We start from the raw sequence: 19,613 nt of genomic DNA on the forward strand, positions 1-19,613 counted from the left end.
CACCAAACTCTACACACAATGTCTTAATTCATTAAGAATAGTAGTTATTTCCTCATCAGTTTTTTCTTCTTCGAAAGGAAGTGTGATTAACTTGCCCATTAAAATTTCAGAAGACTTATAAAGCCAATCATCAGTCCCGTTTGCTGGTGTAAATGTTAATTCACCGAAAAATACTTTGCCATTAATTTCATATAGATCAACTCGCACATATAAAAAATCTTTTGAAAGTATCTGGGCTATGTTTAACATCAATTTTAAGTTCTTAGGAGGACTAGGAGTTACCGAATGATTATAATCATTTTTCATAAGAATATTTAATTTATTCCAATTAGTGTCAAACCATGTTTCTAAATAGGGTAAATTGTTAGAGTTTCTATCAGAAATATATTCTACGACTAAGGGTCGACCATTAAAACAATGAATCTTATAGTCTACAACACTAGGGCCGTTCATATCTAAGAGTTTTTCACATAATATTTTTCTTTCAATTGGTAGGTATTGAATTTCCATACCCGCATAACCAAAAGGTAAAGAATTCCATGAATCCATTAATTTTTTTAATTCATTAAAATTTATATCATTTTTATTATTGATAATCTTGTATCTTGCTGATCCAGTAGTTGATTTAAAAATCATACTATTAGGAAGTTTCGAAAAATCAATATTTTCAAAGCTATCCCAACAACCATAAATAGGAACTAAATAAGACTCTCCAATTTTTTTAGCAACATATTCTCTCACAAGAAATTTATCTGCACAAACAGTCTTTAAATCATCATAATCATTAAGCTTCAACCATTGAATTTTTTCGTTAAACGTTTTTGGATTTTCAAGGGGATTTATATTTTCTCCTATCCTACATTTATACCATTCAATCAATTCATTTTCATAATTATCTTCCTTCAAATATCTATAATAATTTTCATATAAATATTCGTATGTATTAAAGTCTAAAACATTCAGTTTACTTAATAAATGTTTTAAAGTGCCAAATAAGCCTAATCTTCTTAAATAGTATTTAATCTTATATGTCTTCATTAACTTCTCCTTTTAAAAATACTAAATTTAATGAACTCTATACTTACCATAACTATATTTCTATAAAATAAAATTATTATAAAAAAGCTAATAAACGAATATATAATAAATACCTTCAACGCACTTAAAAACCATATAAAATAAGAACTATATTGAATTTTAAGAAAACTACTAATGCAAATGACATTAAAAAGAATAATACATACCATTAATAAAATCTTTTTTAAACTAGAAAAAACATTTGTATTTAGAATATTTTTATTTGAATAGAAAACAAATTCTGTTGTTCTAAATAACATTGCAACTATTGTCCCAATAGTGACACCTATGATTCCCCAATATTTAACTGAGATAACAGAAATAAAAATATTAAGTATGCACTCTATCCATGCACCCACTCTTGTTTCTTTAAACCTTCCTGCAGCGTAAACAATTGTTAGATAAGGTAATCTTATTGCCCAGATAAGCTCACTCATAACTAATAATATACAAAATAGTGGACGTATATAATTAGCATCATTAAAATTTTTTGTATAAAGTGTTATGAAAGGAATAATTAATGCAAAAGTACATGAGAAGAAGATTGCACACATAAGAAAATAAAACAATTCATATGCTTCAAATTTTCTACGTAAGTTGTTCATTTCATGTTTACTGATCATATCTCCAAAAGAAGCATCGATTCCATTTGTGAAAGATGTAATCAAAGCTTTTATACCTTTTACTACAATCATATGAACTGAATAAACTGAAACCTCACTTAATGAACTGAAAATTGTTAGAATAGTTATATCTGTATTTGTATGAATAACATAAGCAATATGTTGAGCTAACCCATCCCATTTATTTGAGAGATTATAATCTTTATTAGCATTTTTTAAACTTATGTCATATTTCTTTTTTACATAAGTCCACTGTATGATTGGCCGCAACAGAAAAATCAAGCTCAACACAAGCCTAAACATGTGTATAGAAATATTAAATTGCGAAATAACTAAAGAAAATGTTATAGCGAGAATATAAGTAATTATTTGAATTGATGAAATCACATATGATTCTTGATTTGCTTGAAGAAAAATAGAATATACCATTCCAAAGAAATATTCAGCAAAAATACTAATGGCTATAATTACGATTAAAGAAGATATATAAAACCTATTCATATCTCCAACAATAATTCTTGGATAAACAAAAAAAAGTATTAATATATATACTAGAAAAATATATGCAATTCTTTTAAAAAAAACTTCTGTAGAATATAATATGTCTTCAATTTCCGACTTATTATGATTAGATAATGGTTTGTATAAAATAGATTTCACTACCGGTCCAACACCAGACTCTAAAAGTGAAATATATGATAAAAATTGAGTTATAGAGGATATTAATCCATTAACATTAGAACCATATTTCTGAATTACTATCTTAGGAAGTATAAATCCATATGCAAAAATAAAGATTTGCAAAAATAGATTTGCGATAATATTAAAAACAGCTTTTTTACTCCTCATTTAACGACCCTTTCAATTTTTATTATATTCAATAATAAACATTAATGAGAAAATAATAGGTAATAGTAGAAATTCTTTAGTATAAACCGGCTCAACCATAAACAGTAATTGGCATGCAATTACATACCCAAACAAAATATCTACTATCTTACTTGACTTCATATTAATAGAGTTAATTAATGGATACACTATCAAAAGCATTAGATTAAGCAAACCAAAAATCCCTCTTTGAAAAAAAGTGTCTAAAAAATAATTATGGGATCCATAAAAATTTCCAATTAACCTAGCAGATTTTAAGTCATCAATATACCCGTAACCAGTAATTGGTTCCTTTAATATCAAGTTAACAATGTTTGACCATAGAATAGTTCTTCCACTAAAATTATTTTCCTTACCAAAAACGCTAGGAATAAAACTCATTATATCTGGTGAAATAATCAAAAACAAATTTAAAAAGAATATAAATATAATAGAAATAAAATAAACTAAATATCCCTTAAAAAAGTTATTATTAATAATACATACATTCCATAATAGGATAAACAAACAGATAATTAAAGCGGTAGCTGTGAAATATATATTTAATGCTTGATAAACTATTCCAAAAAAGAATATCGCACTTGATATTGAAAATATCTTATTATTTTTATAATCTAATATAGAGGAACAACACATTCCCGGTAATATATACTTAATAGTAGAATTTACATTTTCATATAAAAAGAAAGGGAAAGATTTATCAATTGTTAAATCTGGAATTCCATTTGGAAATTTAAAGAAGTAATAAATATTCAAAATAAAAAACAATAAAGTAATGTCCCTAATAACAATCAAAAAAATGCTAGATTTATTATCATTTTTTAAGATAACAGATAATGTAAAACATATTGCTATAATTATAATTGAATGGATAATAACATCACTAATTTGACCCTTGTTATAAACAGTTGATAGTATTAAAAATATATTAAATAAAATAATAAAGAAGATAGATATACTAAATTTCTTCTTATTAAATATAAAATGAGCTAAAATAAATAAATAAGATATAATTTTAATGATAGTTATTATACTATCAGATAATATTATACTTATACCAGGTGGCATTAAAAAGTATAAAAACATTAAAAAATAAAACCCATAAAGAGCTATACTATGAAAGTTTATTTTTATTGATTCAAGTCTATTAATAATCATTACACACCCCACTTAAAACCAATGTAAGGTTAAACCCGTCTATTTTTAATTGAAGATAAAAAATCATAAATTCTATATACATAAAAATAAAGATTAACATAATTTGACTTTATAAAATAATGTAATACTCTAAGCCTTTTTGGCAATAATTTACAGTTAACATTATTAATAGCATTTCTATATATTTCTTTATTAATTAAAGTTATTAATGAACTAGATCTATCACTAATTTTCAATTTATTTCGTTTGTTAAAGAAATTATGATCAATATTCCACATGATAACTTGAATAATTCTTAAATTTAAAGCATTATAATACGAGTTATCTTTATTAAACTTTTTTATAAATAAATAATATTCTGAAAGTAATTTTGAAAATTCAAATTCGCTATTCTTAATATATTTTTTACCTGAACTAATTGAAGACGCTGAAAGTCTATAGTTATAAAGAGACATGCCTAAATAATAGATTTTAGTAACATATTCAGTAGAATTGAGCCAAAACACAGTATCTTGCGCCTTTATTAATCCTGGTTTAAATGTTAAAGAATTATTTATCAGTATTTCTTTCTTAATAACTTTACACCATGTTGTACCAGAGGATACAATTGAATTTGGACTTCCTCCATTATAATATTGAGAAATCATCTTCTTCTGGAAAAAGTTTTTTTCTTTGGAAATATACCTGTCTGATTCAATAGGTAATATTTTACATTCAAATTTTCTGTTTGAATTATAAAACCCTTTATAATCAAATATAAGCATATCAAAACTATTCTTTTCAATACATTTTAATATTGATTCAACAAAATTATTTTCAACAAAATCATCACCATCAACAAATGTAATCCAATTTCCGGTAGCAGCTGTTATACCAGTATTCCTTGCTTCTGATACACCCAGATTTTTTTGATGAATAACTTTAATGAAAGGAAAATGAGAATATTCATTACATATATTCTTAGAATTATCAGTACTCCCATCATTTACAAGAATAAGCTCAAAATTTTTGTTTGACTGATTTAAAAAAGAATCTAAGCATATATTTAGATATTTTTCAACATTATATATTGCTATAACAATACTCAACTTTACCATTATATCACATCCACTAATTTATATTCTTTTTTTATCATAAAGTTTTTACAATGACTATTTGTAAAAGTCTCATATATTTTCTTACAATCATTATATAATACATCTTTATCTTCATAGTCCTTATGATATAAGGTTGATGTATTGAATACTCGCTCTTCTCCTGATAAGTTAATTGTTTTAGCTATAGAAAATGAAAACTCCCAAACTTTAGCATCGTGTATATCAATATGTAAGACAATTGAATATAATGGTAAATTTTCATGCAAAAGATATACAGTATCAGGAGATATAAAATAATTTCCCAATGAATATGCTGCAAAAAAAGATTTATCAAACTCAATTTTTTGAACAACATGCGGATGATTACCTATGATAATATTTACCCCTAACTTTTTCATTCTAGATACAAGTTCTTTTGTATAATTCCCTGGAAACAAATTAAACTGACCGCCAGAATGCATTAGTAAAATAATAATATCTGTTTGACTCTTTAATCTTTCCATATCGTCTAATAAACTCTGGTTCAAATTCTCAAGTTTTCTTTCATCCACTCTTACCTTATTATACGGTCTACCAAACGCCTTTAAGAGTTTGACTCTATTTTCTGCGGATAATAGTTTTTCTTTCATTTTTGAATAAAAATCATCTCTACTACTATCGACCCACAATGGTTGCTCAAAATAATTAACTAAATACTCCTCATTTTTATTCAACTTAACTTTATTAATACTATAATTAGTTCCATAAGTATAAGAAAGTAAGCCTATTTTTATATTATTTAGAGAAATAATTTTAAATCTATCTTTTGTTTTATCGTTATTTGTACCAATATAGTCTATATCATTTTTTTTCAAAATATTAATTGTTCTTTTTAACCCTTGTACTCCTCTATCTAACGCATGATTATTAGCTGTAGATAATAAGTTAAACCCTGCCTTTTTCAATTCTACAGCAAAAGAATCGGGAGTATTATATGAATATAAATCGTTAGAATATTTAGCATTTTTTCCAGCAAAAACAGTCTCTAAATTACCAACTAAGTAGTCTGTCTTACCAAAAATATTGGTTTCTGATAAATACTTATCAAAATTATATCTCTGATTATTTTTTGACTTTTTCAAAGTTGGTAATTCACACATTATATCTCCGGTAAAACTAATTCTCAATTTCTATCACCTATAAATTATTTAGAGCTTCTTTCAATTGTAGCCATCTATCTTCTTGAGTAGGCATCTGGTAATGTCAGGATCAGAGGCACAATTTACCTCTATAATTGAAATGCTTCCATTATCTAAAATTGCAACATACCAACCTACATATCTAACATTATTTTTAATATTTTCAGCATCAGTAACAACTTCAATTACCTCATACAATAAGGTAATCTAAAGTCTAGAAATTTTTATTACTAATTGAATATTATTTAGAGATATTATTACTTTTATCAATTTCTAATGAATTATTTTCTCTCAAAGAAATAAACATCATCGAACTTCTCGTAGTAGTTAATTTCGTGTTTAAGATATATTTCATCTTGCATGAATTCAGAAATAAGAATTAATATCATCTAGTCACCAACTAATCTAACTTATCTAGTACTCTTTTATATTCCGGCCACTTTCCAATCTGATCAGGCATCTGAACAATATCTGGATCAGAGGCACAGTTGCCTTCAATAATACAAATTTTTGAATCTTGACTTAATGCTATATCCCAACCAACATACCTAACTTCACTATTAATAAGAGCCGCTTCCTTAACGACATCTAATATTTTATTCCACATAGGAATTTTAAAACCGATGATTTGCTTTTTAGAATAGGGATGAAATAGAAATTTTCTATTCATCTTATCTATAGCAACACTATAAACAACCCCAGAATCGACATCAATATTAGCTGCCAGTCCACCAAAATGGAAATTATCTGTAATTCCCTTTCCATTACCAGTCCTTAAAACTGCACTCATTACATTAACAGTATCCTTGTTTCTAATCGTTACCACTCTAAGTGTATTAACTGAAAAAGGATTAAACTCTGCTAACTCAGGATGTTGGATAATCTTTTCTTCCAATATACATTGATTGGATTTTAAGACATTAAATGTTTCGGATGTTTCATAATCATTAGATTCAAGAGTGCCAATACCTTTGCCACCACTACCGATTTTTGCTTTGTATAAAATATTATTATGAGTGGAAACAAAGTTTAGATAGTCATCATAAGAAGATTTGGCAACATCAAGCCAGTCTCTTCCTAAGAATTCGGAGTATTTTTGATTAAATAAGGATTTATCATCAAAAGTCTTATTTTCGATAGCGCCGTTACATTTTTTAATAATATGTATCCATTTTTTCCCAACGATAAATGTTTTTCGGTCATTTGCTTTTCTTTTATAGAAATTATATTGAAAATAATCATTTATACCTGAACCATATCTAAAAATACAATATACAAAATCACATATGATAAAAAATTTTTGAAAAGCACTATAATTCTTAGGAATAAAGTATTCCATTAAAACAGCTATTTTTTTAATTCGATTTTTAAAATAATCCAGACCAGTATCATTTTTATAACTAGTCAATTCTATAAATTCATTTGAAATTGTCATAATTACCTTCTCTATATTCTATTTTTTTAAGAGTGTTCCAATATTCTTTTCGCGTGCCAATTCATAAATTTTATAGGATAACAATGAGTCAATAACAGATAGACCTACAGAATTAAAATAAATAAATTCCTTTTCATTTTCACGTCCCGGCTTTTTGCCTTCAATAATTTCATGCAAGTCGGCGTAAATGTTACTATCATCGATAATATTATTCACATACATTTGTGATAATGTTTGTGTCCGATGTTTAACGGCTTCCCAAGAATCACAAACGATTTTAGTTGCTTTTAAGGCAACCTCATCTTCATCTTCTCTTCCACCCACATGTATATATAGCATACCATCTTCTATCCAGTCTGCTTTTAGAACTGGATCTTGAGAACTAATCGCTGTAACTATAATGTTAGAAGCTTCAATTGCCTTTTGATAATCGTCTTTACAATCAATAAAATTAACAGTTGGATAGTCTTTTTCTAATTCATTAATAAGAGCCGAGGTGTCTTCAATATCTCTAGCAGAAAACTTACATGTATTGATATTAGGAAAAGTATTCATTAATAAAAGAAAATGAGATTTTGCTTCTTCCCCTGCCCCTATAAATCCAATCGTTTTAGTATTAGCACTAGCCAAATATCTAGCAGCTAAAGAGCCAACAGCAGCGGTTCTAAGACTTGTAGTTATTGAGGAATTCATCATACATAGAAGTTTACCAGTAACCGTCTCGGATAAAAATGAAAAGCCTTCTACGTTCTTTATCCCTTTACTACGATTCGATGGAAATACTGAAACCCATTTTGTTCCATAGATATTTTTAGGAGTAATCGAAGCAGGCATACAATTTATTCTATTTTGATTTTTTTTATCAAAAATCAAGCTAATTTTGTCTGGCATCAGTGCCTGACCATGATAATAATGCTCTAACGCTTCAACAACAACGTCTTCAACCATTGAATAGTTATCCCCAATAAGAAAATCAACATCCTCTTCTGAAAGATATAGAAAATCATTCTCCATGGTTGTACTCCTTCCATATGGTAAATATTTGATTTTTATCATTATTATCTGAAACTACTTTAACTATATTAAGAAAATTTGTTATAGAATTTTTTATTTCTTGTTGATTCAATCCTATAATATGCAAATATCCAAATACCTGACTAGTAGTACCTGACTGATAAACAGTTGTACCAATTGGTAGGGATTGAACAAATTTATAAATCCCTTCTACTTCCAATCCCTTATCTAATCCTATTATTTCTTTAATTGTCCCTGGATTAATTTGAATTGGAAGAATTGCATAGATAAATTGTCTATTCTTAGCAGAATTATATTTTGTTTTAAATTCATTTAATGGATTACCAATTGACTGGTTGATTAATAAATGCATTTGATTAATATCATAGTAAAATTCAACCGGATAGTAGGTTAAAGATCCACCGTATCTAAATCCTACCTCATTAAAAATAAAATCTTGTTCATGATAAAATGATTCAATCCATATAGGACCATTTAAAATTTTTTCATCATTGATTAGACTCACTACCTTATCATGAACTTTATCCAAGTATTCCTGTTCATGTGTAGAAGGGAATAATTGCAAGGCCATAATTGGAGGGCCATTATCAATTATTTTTTTGGATTTCTTATCAGACATTCCACTATAGAACACTTCTCCATCAATAATGGTAATATGAATAATGACGCTATCTGAAGGGATATACTCCTCGATAAGCACCTTACCCTTATTTGAAAAAGATATTGCTTTGTCATAGGAAATTTCCAACTCATCCCTATTTCGACATATTGAAACGCCTTGTGATCCATTACTATCAGTTGGCTTCACTACAACTGGGAATGTAATATTATCATTAATATCAAAAGTTTTGGCCACTCGAATACCATGCTTTTGGCATTTTTCCTTAAAAATATCTTTGTTAGTGCACATTTTCCATTGCTCTAAAGTTGCGAAATAAGGCAAATTTAATTTTTCCGTTAATTTAATGGCGATTGGAATATTTACTTCACTCGCACCAGCATATATTCCGTCAATTTCTTTTTCTTTACAAAGCTTATAAACCGAGTCAAAATCCGTTGTACTCATCATATATGACTCATCAGCAATCGTTTTAACGATTGCTTTTTCTGCAGGTTGAATATCAATAGCAATTAAATACAATCCAATTGATTTAGCATATAATGCAGCATCGTAAAAATAACCTGATGCTCCTAAGAATAATATTTTCTTCATTTAAATTCTCCTAATAACATTCTTTTAATAATTGATCAATATTATTTAATGCAATCTCTCCTGTATTTCCTTTTGCAATTATATGTCCAAACCGATCGTTGCTACTTTGAAAATCACTTGTTTTCAAAGTTTTGCTGTAATCGAAATGATACTCAACGATATTATATTCAGAACTAATTTTATCAAAATCAAGCTGTGAAATAATTTCTTTATATTCCGCACCTAAAAACTTAATGGCAACGCCATTATTATTAAATTCAGGAAGATTAAGAGGCTCACCTAATGCAATCTGTACCATTGCCCAGATAATATCTATGCCAGTACTTAAAGGAACTAAATGACTAGTGATATAGTCCCCTCCTAAACGAGCGCCTAATTCAATGACCTTTGGTCCTTTATTAGTCACCATAATCTCAACATGGGCGACACCATCAATAATACCAATTGCATTACATGCTGATTTAGCAACTGATACAAGTTCCTTAGTAACCTTTTCTTCTAAGCCAGCGGGTTGAACATGCGCTGTTTCGATAAAATGAGGCTCACCGGTTGTATATTTTTTTGTAATCGCAACGGGAGTGATTACCCCATTCTGACAGATAATTTCAACACTAACTTCCTGACCTACAAGGTATTCTTCAATAATTACCTTCTTTGATCGACTGTTTTTTAAACTATAGTCAATTATTTTTTCAAAATCAGCAGCCTCTTTAATTAGAGCGACACCTCTACTACCTGAACTGTCTACCGGTTTAGAAACGCAAGGATATTTTATTTCCAGTGCTATTGCCTGTAAATCATCATTCTCCCTTATAATTCGATAGTAAGGATGTGGAACTCCAAATTCTTCTAAAGCTTTAATCATTTCAAATTTATCAGTAGCCTTAATAGAGGTATCATAAGAAATTGATCGAAGCCCTAATTTCTCACAAGAATAGGCAATCGATCTCATTGGCATATCGGTCGCCGTTGTAACAATGGCGCTAGGCTTATATTGTTTTGCTACTTCGAAAACACCAACTTCATCGGTTGTGCTAACATTAAAATAATCATCAGCGAACTTAATTCCAGCTGCATTCTTATCATAATCGATAACCCCACAATGGAATCCTTTTGATTTTACTTTATTAATCAATGGAACTTGTAATTCAGAGCCGCCAATGACTAGTATTTTTTCTTTCATCGTAATCTACTCCCTCGATTGGTAGACGTTTTTTAATTTGATCACTGATAAGAATGTATTAATAACAATATTTAAGTCGAGCAACAAACTAACGTTATCGGCATACCAACAATCTAACTGAATTTTTTTATCTTGAGAAATCGAATTTCTATATTTTGCTTGAGCGTACCCTGTGATTCCAGGTCTAACACGAAGCCGTTTCTTTTGTGAATTATTTAAGTCTTTATAATCTTTACTCACTAAGCTAGGTCTAGGTCCAACAAATGACATATCGCCTTTAAAAACATTAATAATTTGAGGGATTTCATCAATTGAAAATTTTCTTATGACTTTACCTACAGATGTCACCCGACTATCATTGGCACTATTAAAAGTAGAACCATCTTTCGTTCGCAAATCTGGAGAATTATTTTTCATACTTCTTAATTTAAAGATACTAAAAGTCGATCCATTGATCCCTCTTCGTTCTGATAAATATAGAACCGGAAAACCATCGTCTAAAACAATAAATATTCCTGCAATAAGTATAACCAATGCTACAAAAGGTAATAAAATAAATGAAAAAATTATATCAAAACATCTTTTCCCATATTTTATATAAAACATGTGTCACCTTTTTCTTAATCATTATTCATCAAAGAAACAAGATTACTAGCAATATACTCCACTTCTTCATCGCTCAATAGGGTATGTAACGGTAAAGTAACCTCATTCTTATATTGATCATAAGCGTTCGGAAAGTCTTCAATATTAAAGCCTAAGTTTTTATAAGCGGTCATCATCGGAAGCGGCTTATAATGAACGTTACAAGCAATACCGGCCTCTGCCATCTTTTGAATCAATTGATTACGTTCTTTTTCACCGTAGCCATCAATTCTCAATAAATATAAATGACCGGATGAATAACAATTTTCTTTAAAATGATTCAAAGGGGTTACGGTTAATTTTTTACATAGCTCATCATACCGCTTGATAATTTCATGCCGGCGTTCTAACATACTTGGATATCGTTCCAACTGTCCCAAGCCGATCGCTGCGTGAATATCAGTGAGATTAGCCTTAAAATAAGGTGCCACAATATCATATTCCCAAGCACCCGCCTTGGTTTTGGCTAAGGCATCTTTATTCTGACCATGCAAGATCAATAACATGAACTGCTTATAGAGCCATTCATCCTCTACCCCATTGATTGGCAGCCAAGTAACCGCTCCGCCTTCGGCTGTGGTAAAGTTTTTAACTGCATGAAATGAAAAAGTCGTAAAATCTGCGACACTTCCCGCAGGCTTGCCATGATATTTTGCTCCTAAAGCATGTGCAGAATCCGCCAACAAAATAACTCGGTCAAATTTTTCTTGTAGGCTATCTTTTTTAGGATGAAATAGGTGTTTTTTGGCTTCCACAATTTGATATAGGCGATCATAATCACACATAACACCACCCAGATCAACAGGAATGATTACCTTGGTTTTTTCAGTAATCGCTGCTTCTAATTGATCATAGTCCATTTCAAAACTATCCTTAGCCGTATCGACTAGAACAATTTTAGCACCAACATGATCGATCACACTGGCACTGGCTGTATAAGTATAAGCCGAGGTGATCACTTCATCACCAGGTCCCACACCAAGTACACGGAGGGTCATTTCCATGGCGGCTGTTGAGGAATTAACAGCCACGGTCTTAGCAGTCCCACAAAATTCAGATAACTTTTGCTCAAGTTCTTTGCATTTAGGACCGGTTGTTATCCAACCTGATTTTAAGGCATCAACGACATAGTCAATTTCCTTTTGGCTAATATCTGGGGGTGAAAATGGAATATTCATCTTTTTCATAGCTTTACCTCGCTTATTCTATATTACTGATTAATTATCGACAGAATCTTTGGCATCCCGATGCACAAACTCTGTCAACTTATCAGTCAACCGATTATCTTTCCCGGATAGGTCTAGCCCTTCCACAAAGGTCTTAATCTCTTCGAGACTCTTATTCTTTACCTTGCCGACAAAGATGTTCTCGTCAATCTTCTTATCCGTTACTTCATCATCCATGATCAAGGTCTCATAGAGCTTCTCACCCGGACGAATACCGGTATAGACAATTGGAATTTCTTCTTCCCGGTAACCGGATAAAGCGATCATCTTACGGGCCAAGTCCTTAATATAGACCTCCTTGCCCATATTAAGGATAAAAAGTTCGCCTCCTTCAGCTAAGGCCGAGGCTTGGATCACCAAGCGACTGGCTTCAGGAATCGTCATAAAGTAACGGCGCATCTCTGGATGAGTAACCGTAATTGGCCCCCCAGCTGCGATTTGCTTTTTGAAGAGTGGAATGACCGATCCTCTTGATCCCAAGACATTCCCAAAGCGGACAGCCGAGAAGGTGGTTTTACTTTCTTTATCCATACCGGTCACAATCATTTCAGCAATGCGTTTAGTGGCTCCCATAATATTGGGTGGATTATTGGCCTTATCGGTTGATATCATCACGAAGCGTTCAACACCCGCCTTGGAAGCAGCATAGGCTACATTGTAGGTGCCATAGACATTATTACGAACAGCTTCGGTTGGATTGTATTCCATCATCGGGACATGCTTATGAGCTGCCGCATGGTAGACGATATCTGGTTGATATAAGTTCATAATCTCTACCATATGCTCTTTATCTTGGATGTCCGCAATCACCGGGATGGTTTGAATATGTGATAGGTTCATTTGACTTAATTCTTGATCGAGTTGATAGATGGAATTCTCTCCGTGCCCCACGAAGTAGAGCTTGGAAGGACCAAATTTAAGCACTTGCCGGCAGATCTCAGACCCAATGGATCCACCTCCCCCGGTTACCATAATCACCTTGCCGCCAATGGCATCAATGACTGGTTGATCGTCCAGACGAATCTCTTTACGGCCCAAGAGGTCGGCAATATCAATCTCTTTCATCTGCATCTTGTATTCACCGGATAAGACGCGCTCGGCTTCCGGCATCTGGTTGACGCTCGCTCCATATTCGTTCCCATATCTAAGGACTTGTTCGACTTTGTCGGAACTTAGAGAAGGTGCTGTAATCGTAATGGTCTCAATCCGCCGACTTGGAATGATTTTAGGCAGATCGTCAATGACTCCTAGAATCGGCACTCCCCGCAAGTAAGTCGACTGCTTATTGGGGTCATCATCGACGAGACCGATAATCGAAAACCGATCTGGGTGTTTGGCGAAGTTCTCAATGAAGATATTGGCCCCTTCCCCAGCTCCAACCAAGAGCAGTCTGGGTGCATCCTCTTGACGTCCGGCATTAACTAGATTCTTCCAGTCGATATAGGTCTTCCATAGAATCCGACAAAGAATCATCAATCCAACCGCGAAGACCGTTAACAAGAAGATATAGCGATTGGATACCGCCCTTAGAACAAGATTTCCCAAGATGAAGCTGACCCCTGAAGCAACAAGATTGGTCAGGATCAGACTACGAGCATCTCGGATATTGAAGAATCGCACTATCCCCGAGAAGTTGTGATGATAGAATGACAAGGCCGCATAAGCTAGAAAATAAGCCAAGGCAATAAAGCCATAAGCAAAAAAATTCGTCTGTACATAATAGGCCACCATCCAAGCCGCTAACATGGCACTCAATAAAATACAGGCCAGATCACTCAAGATAATAATGGCCTGCTTACGTCGACGTGTTAATTTAATGCGATGTAGGAACTCCTTCATCTAATATCCTCCCAATCCTTCCGTTGCTAGCCCTTTCGCAAAGCAACTTCACAAACTTGATACTCTCTTTATATTTAATCATAACCACTCAAAAAAATCGACCTTATTTCAGGATAAAGTCGATTTTCTTTCATTAATGGTATTTACCCACCCTTTTATTCCCTTGACTAGGTATATAAGGGCAAATTCAAAGATTAAGACGAGAAGCAAACTTGCCCCAAGATAGAGACCGATTCCCATCCAACCGCTAGGTAGCTTGATGAAGGCTTCGATCACTTCTACCATACAGACATGGGACAAGTAGATGAAATAGGAATACTTGGACAAGTAACTAAAGAAGCGGTTAGGCTTTAACTCTGTTACCATAAAGCAAAGGATCAAGCATAGGGCATAAAAAGTCACAAAAGGACGGGTCGTAGCTGAGACAGCGCCTTGACTTTCCAAAGATTCAAAGACCGTAAAAAGTGTAAAGGTAAAGAGCGCCCCATAGGTCCAGTGTTTACCCCGCTTGAGATAGTGAATCTTAGCTTCAAAGTCATGACTCAACCAGATTCCAAAGGCAAAACAAAAAGCATAGGTATAATAGTCCTGTAGCATATCAAAAGGAATGTATCCTAAGTAATCATCCGTAATATGTTGGAAAATAAAAATCAAATTGAAAGCCGTATAAAGGCGCGAATGATTCGTCAAATAGACAAAGGCAGGATATAAGATATATAGAACGGTAATCAATGGTACAAAGTATAAATGATAGGAAAAGCCCCCATTTAGTAAATAGACCAAAGATTGCTTAATCGTTAAAGAATGTCCCGCCAAGATAAAGTGCGTCAAGGCGTAAACCAAGGACCAAATCAGGTAGTCTGGCCAGACTTTTTTGATGCGGGTCCAAAGGTAGTCCAAGTAATGATCAGACCGGTCGAAGGCATCGGTAATATCAAGCCCCCAACCAGAAAGAACGAGAAAGCTAGGGACCGCAAAGCGGGCTAATTGATTGAGGACAATCCCCAACGGGGCTTGTTCTTTAGCAAGTGGAGCGGTTAGATGGATGATAATCACCGCTAAAATGGACCAGGCCCGTAGGTGGTCGAAATTCGAATAACGTTTTGACATAGTAAGCTACTTTCTAATGATTTTTTAGGCAGTCAGCCACCTGCTCTTGTAAAACGGGGACAACTTGTTCTTGGAACCAGGGATGTTGTTTAAGCCAACGTCCATTGAGGGGTGAAGGATGGACTAAGGGAAAATACTGGGGCAGATAGTCTTGGTAGTGTTGAACTGTCTGGGTCAAGTTTTTTTGATAGCGGTCTTTAAGATAGGCCTTGTTGGCATAATTGCCCACTAGAATGGTTAATTGCAGATCTGGCATAGCTTGAAAGAGCTGGGGATGCCACTTGGAAGCAAAGTCCTTACGGGGCGGCAGATCACCCGTCTTCCCCTTTCCTGGGTAATAGAAGTCCATCGGAATCAAGGCCACCTGATCCGGATCATAAAAGACGGCTTCAGAAAGATTCAGCCATTCCCGCAGGCGTTTGCCGGAGGCATCTCGCCAAGGAATTTGGGCTTCTTGAGCCTTAATGCCAGGCGCTTGTCCGATGATCGCCAATTTTGCCCCAGCACCTGCTTGATAGACAGGTTGCCAGCCTTTTTCTTGGAAGGCCTGATTGGCCGGATCTTGCAAAATAGCTTGGTGAATCTGTTCAAGAGATAATTGTGTCATAGAAGTTCCTTTCTAATTGCTTTAACATAGCGAACAAAGATAAGAGCGAGTAGCCAGGCCACTCGCTGAGGGGTTATTTTTTAAGACTGGAAATCATTCGTCCATGTTGATCATAGATATAATCTTGCACCTTACGACCATCACCCATGGCTTCAACCAGTCGGTCACGGTAAGGTTCGGCCAATTCTTCAAAGAGATAATACTCGTCATCCAGCGATAATTGCTTGCGCAACTTATCGACTTCGCCCGAGCTTCTCAGCTTAACCTTCAACGAAGGAAGTTCAAAGTCAACATCTCGCTTCACGATCCGGTAATAATAATTATCATCTCCATAAGTGATCTCTAAAGCTCCAGAATTAGTACGGCGTTCTTCGACATCATGGTATTTATCTTTTTGCAGTTCCCACCAGGAGAAGATCCCCTGCTTGGCTGCCTCTTCACTGGCATAGGATCCGTGCTCCTTGACTACATTGTTACGGCGATTGATCCAGTAGTTCGTATAGACTTGTGTCATACAATCCTTCCTTTCCATCTGTACTCAAGTCCATTATAAGTTATTTGTAAATCGTTTTCAATATTTAGCAAACAAATGATTGAGTCCTTTATCCGATGGACCCTGCAAAAACAAAAAGCTCCCTGAGGAGCTTTCCGATAAGGCTTAATAACGCGTAACCTTCTTGCCTCGATAATCGAATCGGTAATGGCCTCGATGAACTGTCCGATCGGCATACCGTTCGTCCACACTCAGATTAGAGATGTTTTCGTCCAAAGTTGGAAAGACCGTTAGTTCATAATCGACACTCGAATAATACTTGCCTTCAGCCTTGAGACGCTCAATCACGACCTCAAAAGCCCGCCGAACATGCGGATCATGGATCTGATTTTCATGGTATTCAATGCTGGAATAGGTCTCAGCCTTAGGGAGCTTGGCATATTGTTCAGCTAAATTATCGGATTCATCCTCCTCTTCAAGGCTGGACTCAGTATGACTGTTCGATACCCTTCCCTTCGGATCTTGGGACGAAGGGTCAGAAGTGACTGAACGACTTTCCTGACTGGGGATTGTTTCAAGCTCTGAGTTGGCTTCCTGTTGACGGTTTAACCATAAAAGCATCCCTAGCGAGAATAGGATAATCGCCAACAAGGGCCAAACAACCCGTTTGTTGGGACCATATGAGGCATTGGACTTGGGCTCTGGCTTCATCCCGGACCTCCCTAGCGGTTGAGGAAAGCTAGGATGTCTTCGGGCTTCATGCTGGAATCAGACACTGTATGAACGCCCTCTTGATCCTGATAAATTAAAGACGGCACCGTCTTTAAATCATAGCGATCTCTTAAGGCTTGGGTCGCTTCACTTTGAGCTGGATCATCGACTTGACTATGTAAGAAATAGACTGGAATGGAATGTTCCTCGGTGGTCTTAGCCAAACGTTTGATGAATTTACGGCAATAAGGACAAGTCTCGCGGGCGACAAAGATCAAGTCTCCGGCTTTTTTGTCTAATAAGGCTTGCGCTTGTTCCGCATCCACTGCTTGGAAGGAAGCCTCCGCAATTTGTAAGAATTCATTTTCTGTTGTCATGATAATTCCCCCTTTTTCTAAGTCTTATTATACAAGATGTCAGGGGAAATAGCGACTACTTAGTCCCAGTCCTCCTCATCCAGTGGCGGCTTGTTCTTACGTTTAAGGTAGCGATTGTAGATCAAGACCGCAATTCCTAACAGTAAGACAATTAAAGATAGGTAAAAATAAAAACGCTGCTCCCCAGTACTTGGCAAGGAATCCTCCAAGCTCTTAGGCTTCTTCGCCTCCTGAGTCGTGGCATCCGCTTCTTTCTTCTTCAAATTCAGACTCGGTGGTTTAGCCAGCGATTGACTCTTGGCCTGACTAGATCCTTCAGATGCTCGGTCTAACTTGTCTTTTAAGTGAGCTAACTTATCCTTATTAACAGACGGAGTTGATGGTTCCAAGCTCTTGTCCGACGTCAATAATGGTAAGTCTGCTGATGGATTTGCGCTGGTCTGAATAGGATTTCCCTTGCTGTCGACTTGCGGTGTCTGCCACAAGGTCTGGTTAGCAAATTCTGTAAAATAGCCCGATTCTTTAGCTGGATTCGCCTTCCATTGTCCCTGATTAGGGTCAAATAAGACCAATTTGATCTGATAGCGTTGATGGAGATTACGAATTTGTTGGATGGTCTGTTCATTGGTAAAGCCCTTTTGATTCAGATAGTTAGCCAAGCACTGTTTAAGCTTTTCAAAAACTTCTTCGTTCAAACTATAAAAATAAGCAAGCTGGCGCTCCTTGAGATTTAATAAGTTCGAGTAAGAAGCATGATAGACTTGTTTGTTATTGGTCTGATAATAATCCTGCAAAGCCAAAGCCGCTATGACTTGAATATCAAAGAGTGAAAGCTCACGGGCATATTGATAGGCTGCAAAGGCTTCTTCATCCAACTTCTTCAAGGATTTATCGGCTAAGAATTGCCTAATTTCTTCCAGGCTGGTCTTTTTATTGTAGATATCAAAGATCGCCTGAAAAGAAAGCTTGGAATAGGCCTTAGGGACCAGCTGGCCTAGATACTGGTCCACATCCAGTAAATAGTCCGACAAGGAGGCACTGGATGGATTCAACATCAAGTGTTCTGGAGCCATGCGTTTTACGGAATAGGGATAGAGTTGACACTGATTTAACTGAGCCTGAGCAGATTGGTCTTGGTCCAAAGAAGCCGCTAAGGTCTCATTGTCATAACTTAAAGTCCGATACTCCCCCTCTAATTCATTCCGTTCCAGTATATATTCCTGGATGAGCCCTTCAATCTTAGCTTGATAGGTCAACCACTCGCTCAAACGTTCGTCCTGACTCAAGATTGCCCACTGTTGGTCTGAATCCAATTGATCAAATTGCTTGTCCGCCAGACTATATTCTTCATAAAGTGTGTCAACAATCTCACTGATCGCTGCCTTGGCTTCCGCTAAGGAATTGACGGACCCCGATTCCAATTGAGCGATCTCCTGATTGATCACTTGATAGCGTTCATTAATTGCTGTCATCCTTACTTGATTCTTATCATATTGATTCTGGGCTTGACTGGCACTGGGGTCGGTCTCCTTCAGCTGTCCCTCACCTTTTAAGAGGATTTGACAGGCCTCACGCGATACTAACTGGTCGTAATCAATTCCCTCTTGAGCATAAGCCCTAACTGATATCATAGGACTCAAGCTATGAATCAGCGCCACTGCTAGACAGGCTTTAATCATTGACTTTCGATGTTTTTCTTTATTTGTACCCATATTGAC

The 19,613-nt window shown here is 34.5% G+C and carries 18 protein-coding genes; all 18 read right to left on the minus strand.

All coding sequences use genetic code 11. From position 1 onward, the window contains the following. Nucleotides 1-9: 9 nt before the first annotated feature. A complete protein-coding gene (locus tag HMPREF9706_RS01610; protein WP_006907608.1) occupies nucleotides 10-1,038 on the minus strand; it encodes an ATP-grasp fold amidoligase family protein in 1,029 nt (342 codons plus the stop codon). Then, nucleotides 1,038-2,549: a lipopolysaccharide biosynthesis protein gene (locus HMPREF9706_RS01615; protein ID WP_006907609.1), complete on the minus strand. Its 1,512-nt coding sequence runs from the start codon at nucleotides 2,547-2,549 to the stop codon at nucleotides 1,038-1,040. Before HMPREF9706_RS01615 ends, HMPREF9706_RS01610 begins: the two co-directional genes overlap by 1 nt. Nucleotides 2,550-2,561: 12 nt before the next feature. Further along, nucleotides 2,562-3,746 (minus strand): O-antigen ligase family protein, encoded by a 1,185-nt coding sequence (locus HMPREF9706_RS01620; protein ID WP_155949065.1) that lies wholly within the window; start codon nucleotides 3,744-3,746, stop codon nucleotides 2,562-2,564. A gap of 29 nt (nucleotides 3,747-3,775) precedes the next feature. After that, the gene (locus tag HMPREF9706_RS01625) at nucleotides 3,776-4,843 is read right to left on the minus strand and encodes a glycosyltransferase (RefSeq protein ID WP_006907611.1); all 1,068 of its coding nucleotides are present in this window, start codon (nucleotides 4,841-4,843) and stop codon (nucleotides 3,776-3,778) included. Beyond that, entirely contained in the window at nucleotides 4,843-6,009 is a 1,167-nt protein-coding gene (locus HMPREF9706_RS01630) for a CapA family protein (protein ID WP_081580735.1), read from the minus strand. Before HMPREF9706_RS01630 ends, HMPREF9706_RS01625 begins: the two co-directional genes overlap by 1 nt. Nucleotides 6,010-6,421: 412 nt before the next feature. Further along, nucleotides 6,422-7,456 carry a sugar-transfer associated ATP-grasp domain-containing protein gene (locus HMPREF9706_RS01635; protein WP_006907614.1) on the minus strand — a complete coding sequence of 345 codons (1,035 nt, stop codon included), beginning with the start codon at nucleotides 7,454-7,456 and terminating at the stop codon, nucleotides 6,422-6,424. Between the two features lie 18 nt (nucleotides 7,457-7,474). Beyond that, entirely contained in the window at nucleotides 7,475-8,470 is a 996-nt protein-coding gene (locus tag HMPREF9706_RS01640; RefSeq protein ID WP_006907615.1) for an ornithine cyclodeaminase family protein, read from the minus strand. Further along, a complete protein-coding gene (locus HMPREF9706_RS01645; RefSeq protein ID WP_006907616.1) occupies nucleotides 8,460-9,704 on the minus strand; it encodes an ATP-grasp domain-containing protein in 1,245 nt (414 codons plus the stop codon). The genes HMPREF9706_RS01640 and HMPREF9706_RS01645 overlap by 11 nt, the downstream gene beginning before the upstream one ends. 10 nt (nucleotides 9,705-9,714) lie before the next feature. Then, nucleotides 9,715-10,887 carry an ATP-grasp domain-containing protein gene (locus tag HMPREF9706_RS01650; RefSeq protein WP_006907617.1) on the minus strand — a complete coding sequence of 391 codons (1,173 nt, stop codon included), beginning with the start codon at nucleotides 10,885-10,887 and terminating at the stop codon, nucleotides 9,715-9,717. Nucleotides 10,888-10,893: 6 nt separating this feature from the next. Then, a complete protein-coding gene (locus tag HMPREF9706_RS01655) occupies nucleotides 10,894-11,493 on the minus strand; it encodes a sugar transferase (RefSeq protein WP_006907618.1) in 600 nt (199 codons plus the stop codon). A 14-nt stretch (nucleotides 11,494-11,507) separates the two neighbouring features. Next, entirely contained in the window at nucleotides 11,508-12,719 is a 1,212-nt protein-coding gene (locus HMPREF9706_RS01660; RefSeq protein ID WP_006907619.1) for a DegT/DnrJ/EryC1/StrS family aminotransferase, read from the minus strand. A gap of 30 nt (nucleotides 12,720-12,749) precedes the next feature. Continuing rightward, nucleotides 12,750-14,597, minus strand: a complete 1,848-nt coding sequence (locus tag HMPREF9706_RS01665; RefSeq protein WP_006907620.1) for a polysaccharide biosynthesis protein — start codon at nucleotides 14,595-14,597, stop codon at nucleotides 12,750-12,752. 108 nt (nucleotides 14,598-14,705) lie between these two features. Continuing rightward, nucleotides 14,706-15,707: an acyltransferase gene (locus HMPREF9706_RS01670; protein ID WP_006907621.1), complete on the minus strand. Its 1,002-nt coding sequence runs from the start codon at nucleotides 15,705-15,707 to the stop codon at nucleotides 14,706-14,708. A gap of 13 nt (nucleotides 15,708-15,720) precedes the next feature. After that, complete coding sequence (locus HMPREF9706_RS01675) at nucleotides 15,721-16,314, minus strand: uracil-DNA glycosylase family protein (protein ID WP_006907622.1); 594 nt, start codon at nucleotides 16,312-16,314, stop codon at nucleotides 15,721-15,723. A 73-nt stretch (nucleotides 16,315-16,387) separates the two neighbouring features. Then, nucleotides 16,388-16,828: a hypothetical protein gene (locus HMPREF9706_RS01680; RefSeq protein WP_006907623.1), complete on the minus strand. Its 441-nt coding sequence runs from the start codon at nucleotides 16,826-16,828 to the stop codon at nucleotides 16,388-16,390. 144 nt (nucleotides 16,829-16,972) lie between these two features. Further along, the gene (locus HMPREF9706_RS01685) at nucleotides 16,973-17,518 is read right to left on the minus strand and encodes a hypothetical protein (protein ID WP_006907624.1); all 546 of its coding nucleotides are present in this window, start codon (nucleotides 17,516-17,518) and stop codon (nucleotides 16,973-16,975) included. Nucleotides 17,519-17,529: 11 nt separating this feature from the next. Further along, on the minus strand, nucleotides 17,530-17,895 hold the full coding sequence (gene traF / locus HMPREF9706_RS01690) for a conjugal transfer protein TraF (RefSeq protein ID WP_006907625.1): 366 nt from the start codon (nucleotides 17,893-17,895) through the stop codon (nucleotides 17,530-17,532). 59 nt (nucleotides 17,896-17,954) lie between these two features. Then, on the minus strand, nucleotides 17,955-19,607 hold the full coding sequence (locus HMPREF9706_RS01695; RefSeq protein ID WP_006907626.1) for an LPXTG cell wall anchor domain-containing protein: 1,653 nt from the start codon (nucleotides 19,605-19,607) through the stop codon (nucleotides 17,955-17,957). Nucleotides 19,608-19,613 lie beyond the last annotated feature (6 nt).

Origin of the sequence: Facklamia hominis CCUG 36813 (assembly GCF_000301035.1) — a bacterium.
GTDB lineage: Bacteria > Bacillota > Bacilli > Lactobacillales > Aerococcaceae > Facklamia > Facklamia hominis.

Bases quoted from the DNA above. Each gene is read 5' to 3' on its own strand.
- HMPREF9706_RS01610 (WP_006907608.1), bottom strand. From the start codon at position 1,038: ATGAAGACATATAAGATTAAATACTATTTAAGAAGATTAGGCTTATTT.
- HMPREF9706_RS01615 (WP_006907609.1), bottom strand. From the start codon at position 2,549: ATGAGGAGTAAAAAAGCTGTTTTTAATATTATCGCAAATCTATTTTTG.
- HMPREF9706_RS01620 (WP_155949065.1), bottom strand. From the start codon at position 3,746: ATGATTATTAATAGACTTGAATCAATAAAAATAAACTTTCATAGTATA.
- HMPREF9706_RS01625 (WP_006907611.1), bottom strand. From the start codon at position 4,843: ATGGTAAAGTTGAGTATTGTTATAGCAATATATAATGTTGAAAAATAT.
- HMPREF9706_RS01635 (WP_006907614.1), bottom strand. From the start codon at position 7,456: ATGACAATTTCAAATGAATTTATAGAATTGACTAGTTATAAAAATGAT.
- HMPREF9706_RS01640 (WP_006907615.1), bottom strand. From the start codon at position 8,470: ATGGAGAATGATTTTCTATATCTTTCAGAAGAGGATGTTGATTTTCTT.
- HMPREF9706_RS01645 (WP_006907616.1), bottom strand. From the start codon at position 9,704: ATGAAGAAAATATTATTCTTAGGAGCATCAGGTTATTTTTACGATGCT.
- HMPREF9706_RS01650 (WP_006907617.1), bottom strand. From the start codon at position 10,887: ATGAAAGAAAAAATACTAGTCATTGGCGGCTCTGAATTACAAGTTCCA.
- HMPREF9706_RS01655 (WP_006907618.1), bottom strand. From the start codon at position 11,493: ATGTTTTATATAAAATATGGGAAAAGATGTTTTGATATAATTTTTTCA.
- HMPREF9706_RS01660 (WP_006907619.1), bottom strand. From the start codon at position 12,719: ATGAAAAAGATGAATATTCCATTTTCACCCCCAGATATTAGCCAAAAG.
- HMPREF9706_RS01665 (WP_006907620.1), bottom strand. From the start codon at position 14,597: ATGAAGGAGTTCCTACATCGCATTAAATTAACACGTCGACGTAAGCAG.
- HMPREF9706_RS01670 (WP_006907621.1), bottom strand. From the start codon at position 15,707: ATGTCAAAACGTTATTCGAATTTCGACCACCTACGGGCCTGGTCCATT.
- HMPREF9706_RS01675 (WP_006907622.1), bottom strand. From the start codon at position 16,314: ATGACACAATTATCTCTTGAACAGATTCACCAAGCTATTTTGCAAGAT.
- HMPREF9706_RS01680 (WP_006907623.1), bottom strand. From the start codon at position 16,828: ATGACACAAGTCTATACGAACTACTGGATCAATCGCCGTAACAATGTA.
- HMPREF9706_RS01685 (WP_006907624.1), bottom strand. From the start codon at position 17,518: ATGAAGCCAGAGCCCAAGTCCAATGCCTCATATGGTCCCAACAAACGG.
- traF (WP_006907625.1), bottom strand. From the start codon at position 17,895: ATGACAACAGAAAATGAATTCTTACAAATTGCGGAGGCTTCCTTCCAA.
- HMPREF9706_RS01695 (WP_006907626.1), bottom strand. From the start codon at position 19,607: ATGGGTACAAATAAAGAAAAACATCGAAAGTCAATGATTAAAGCCTGT.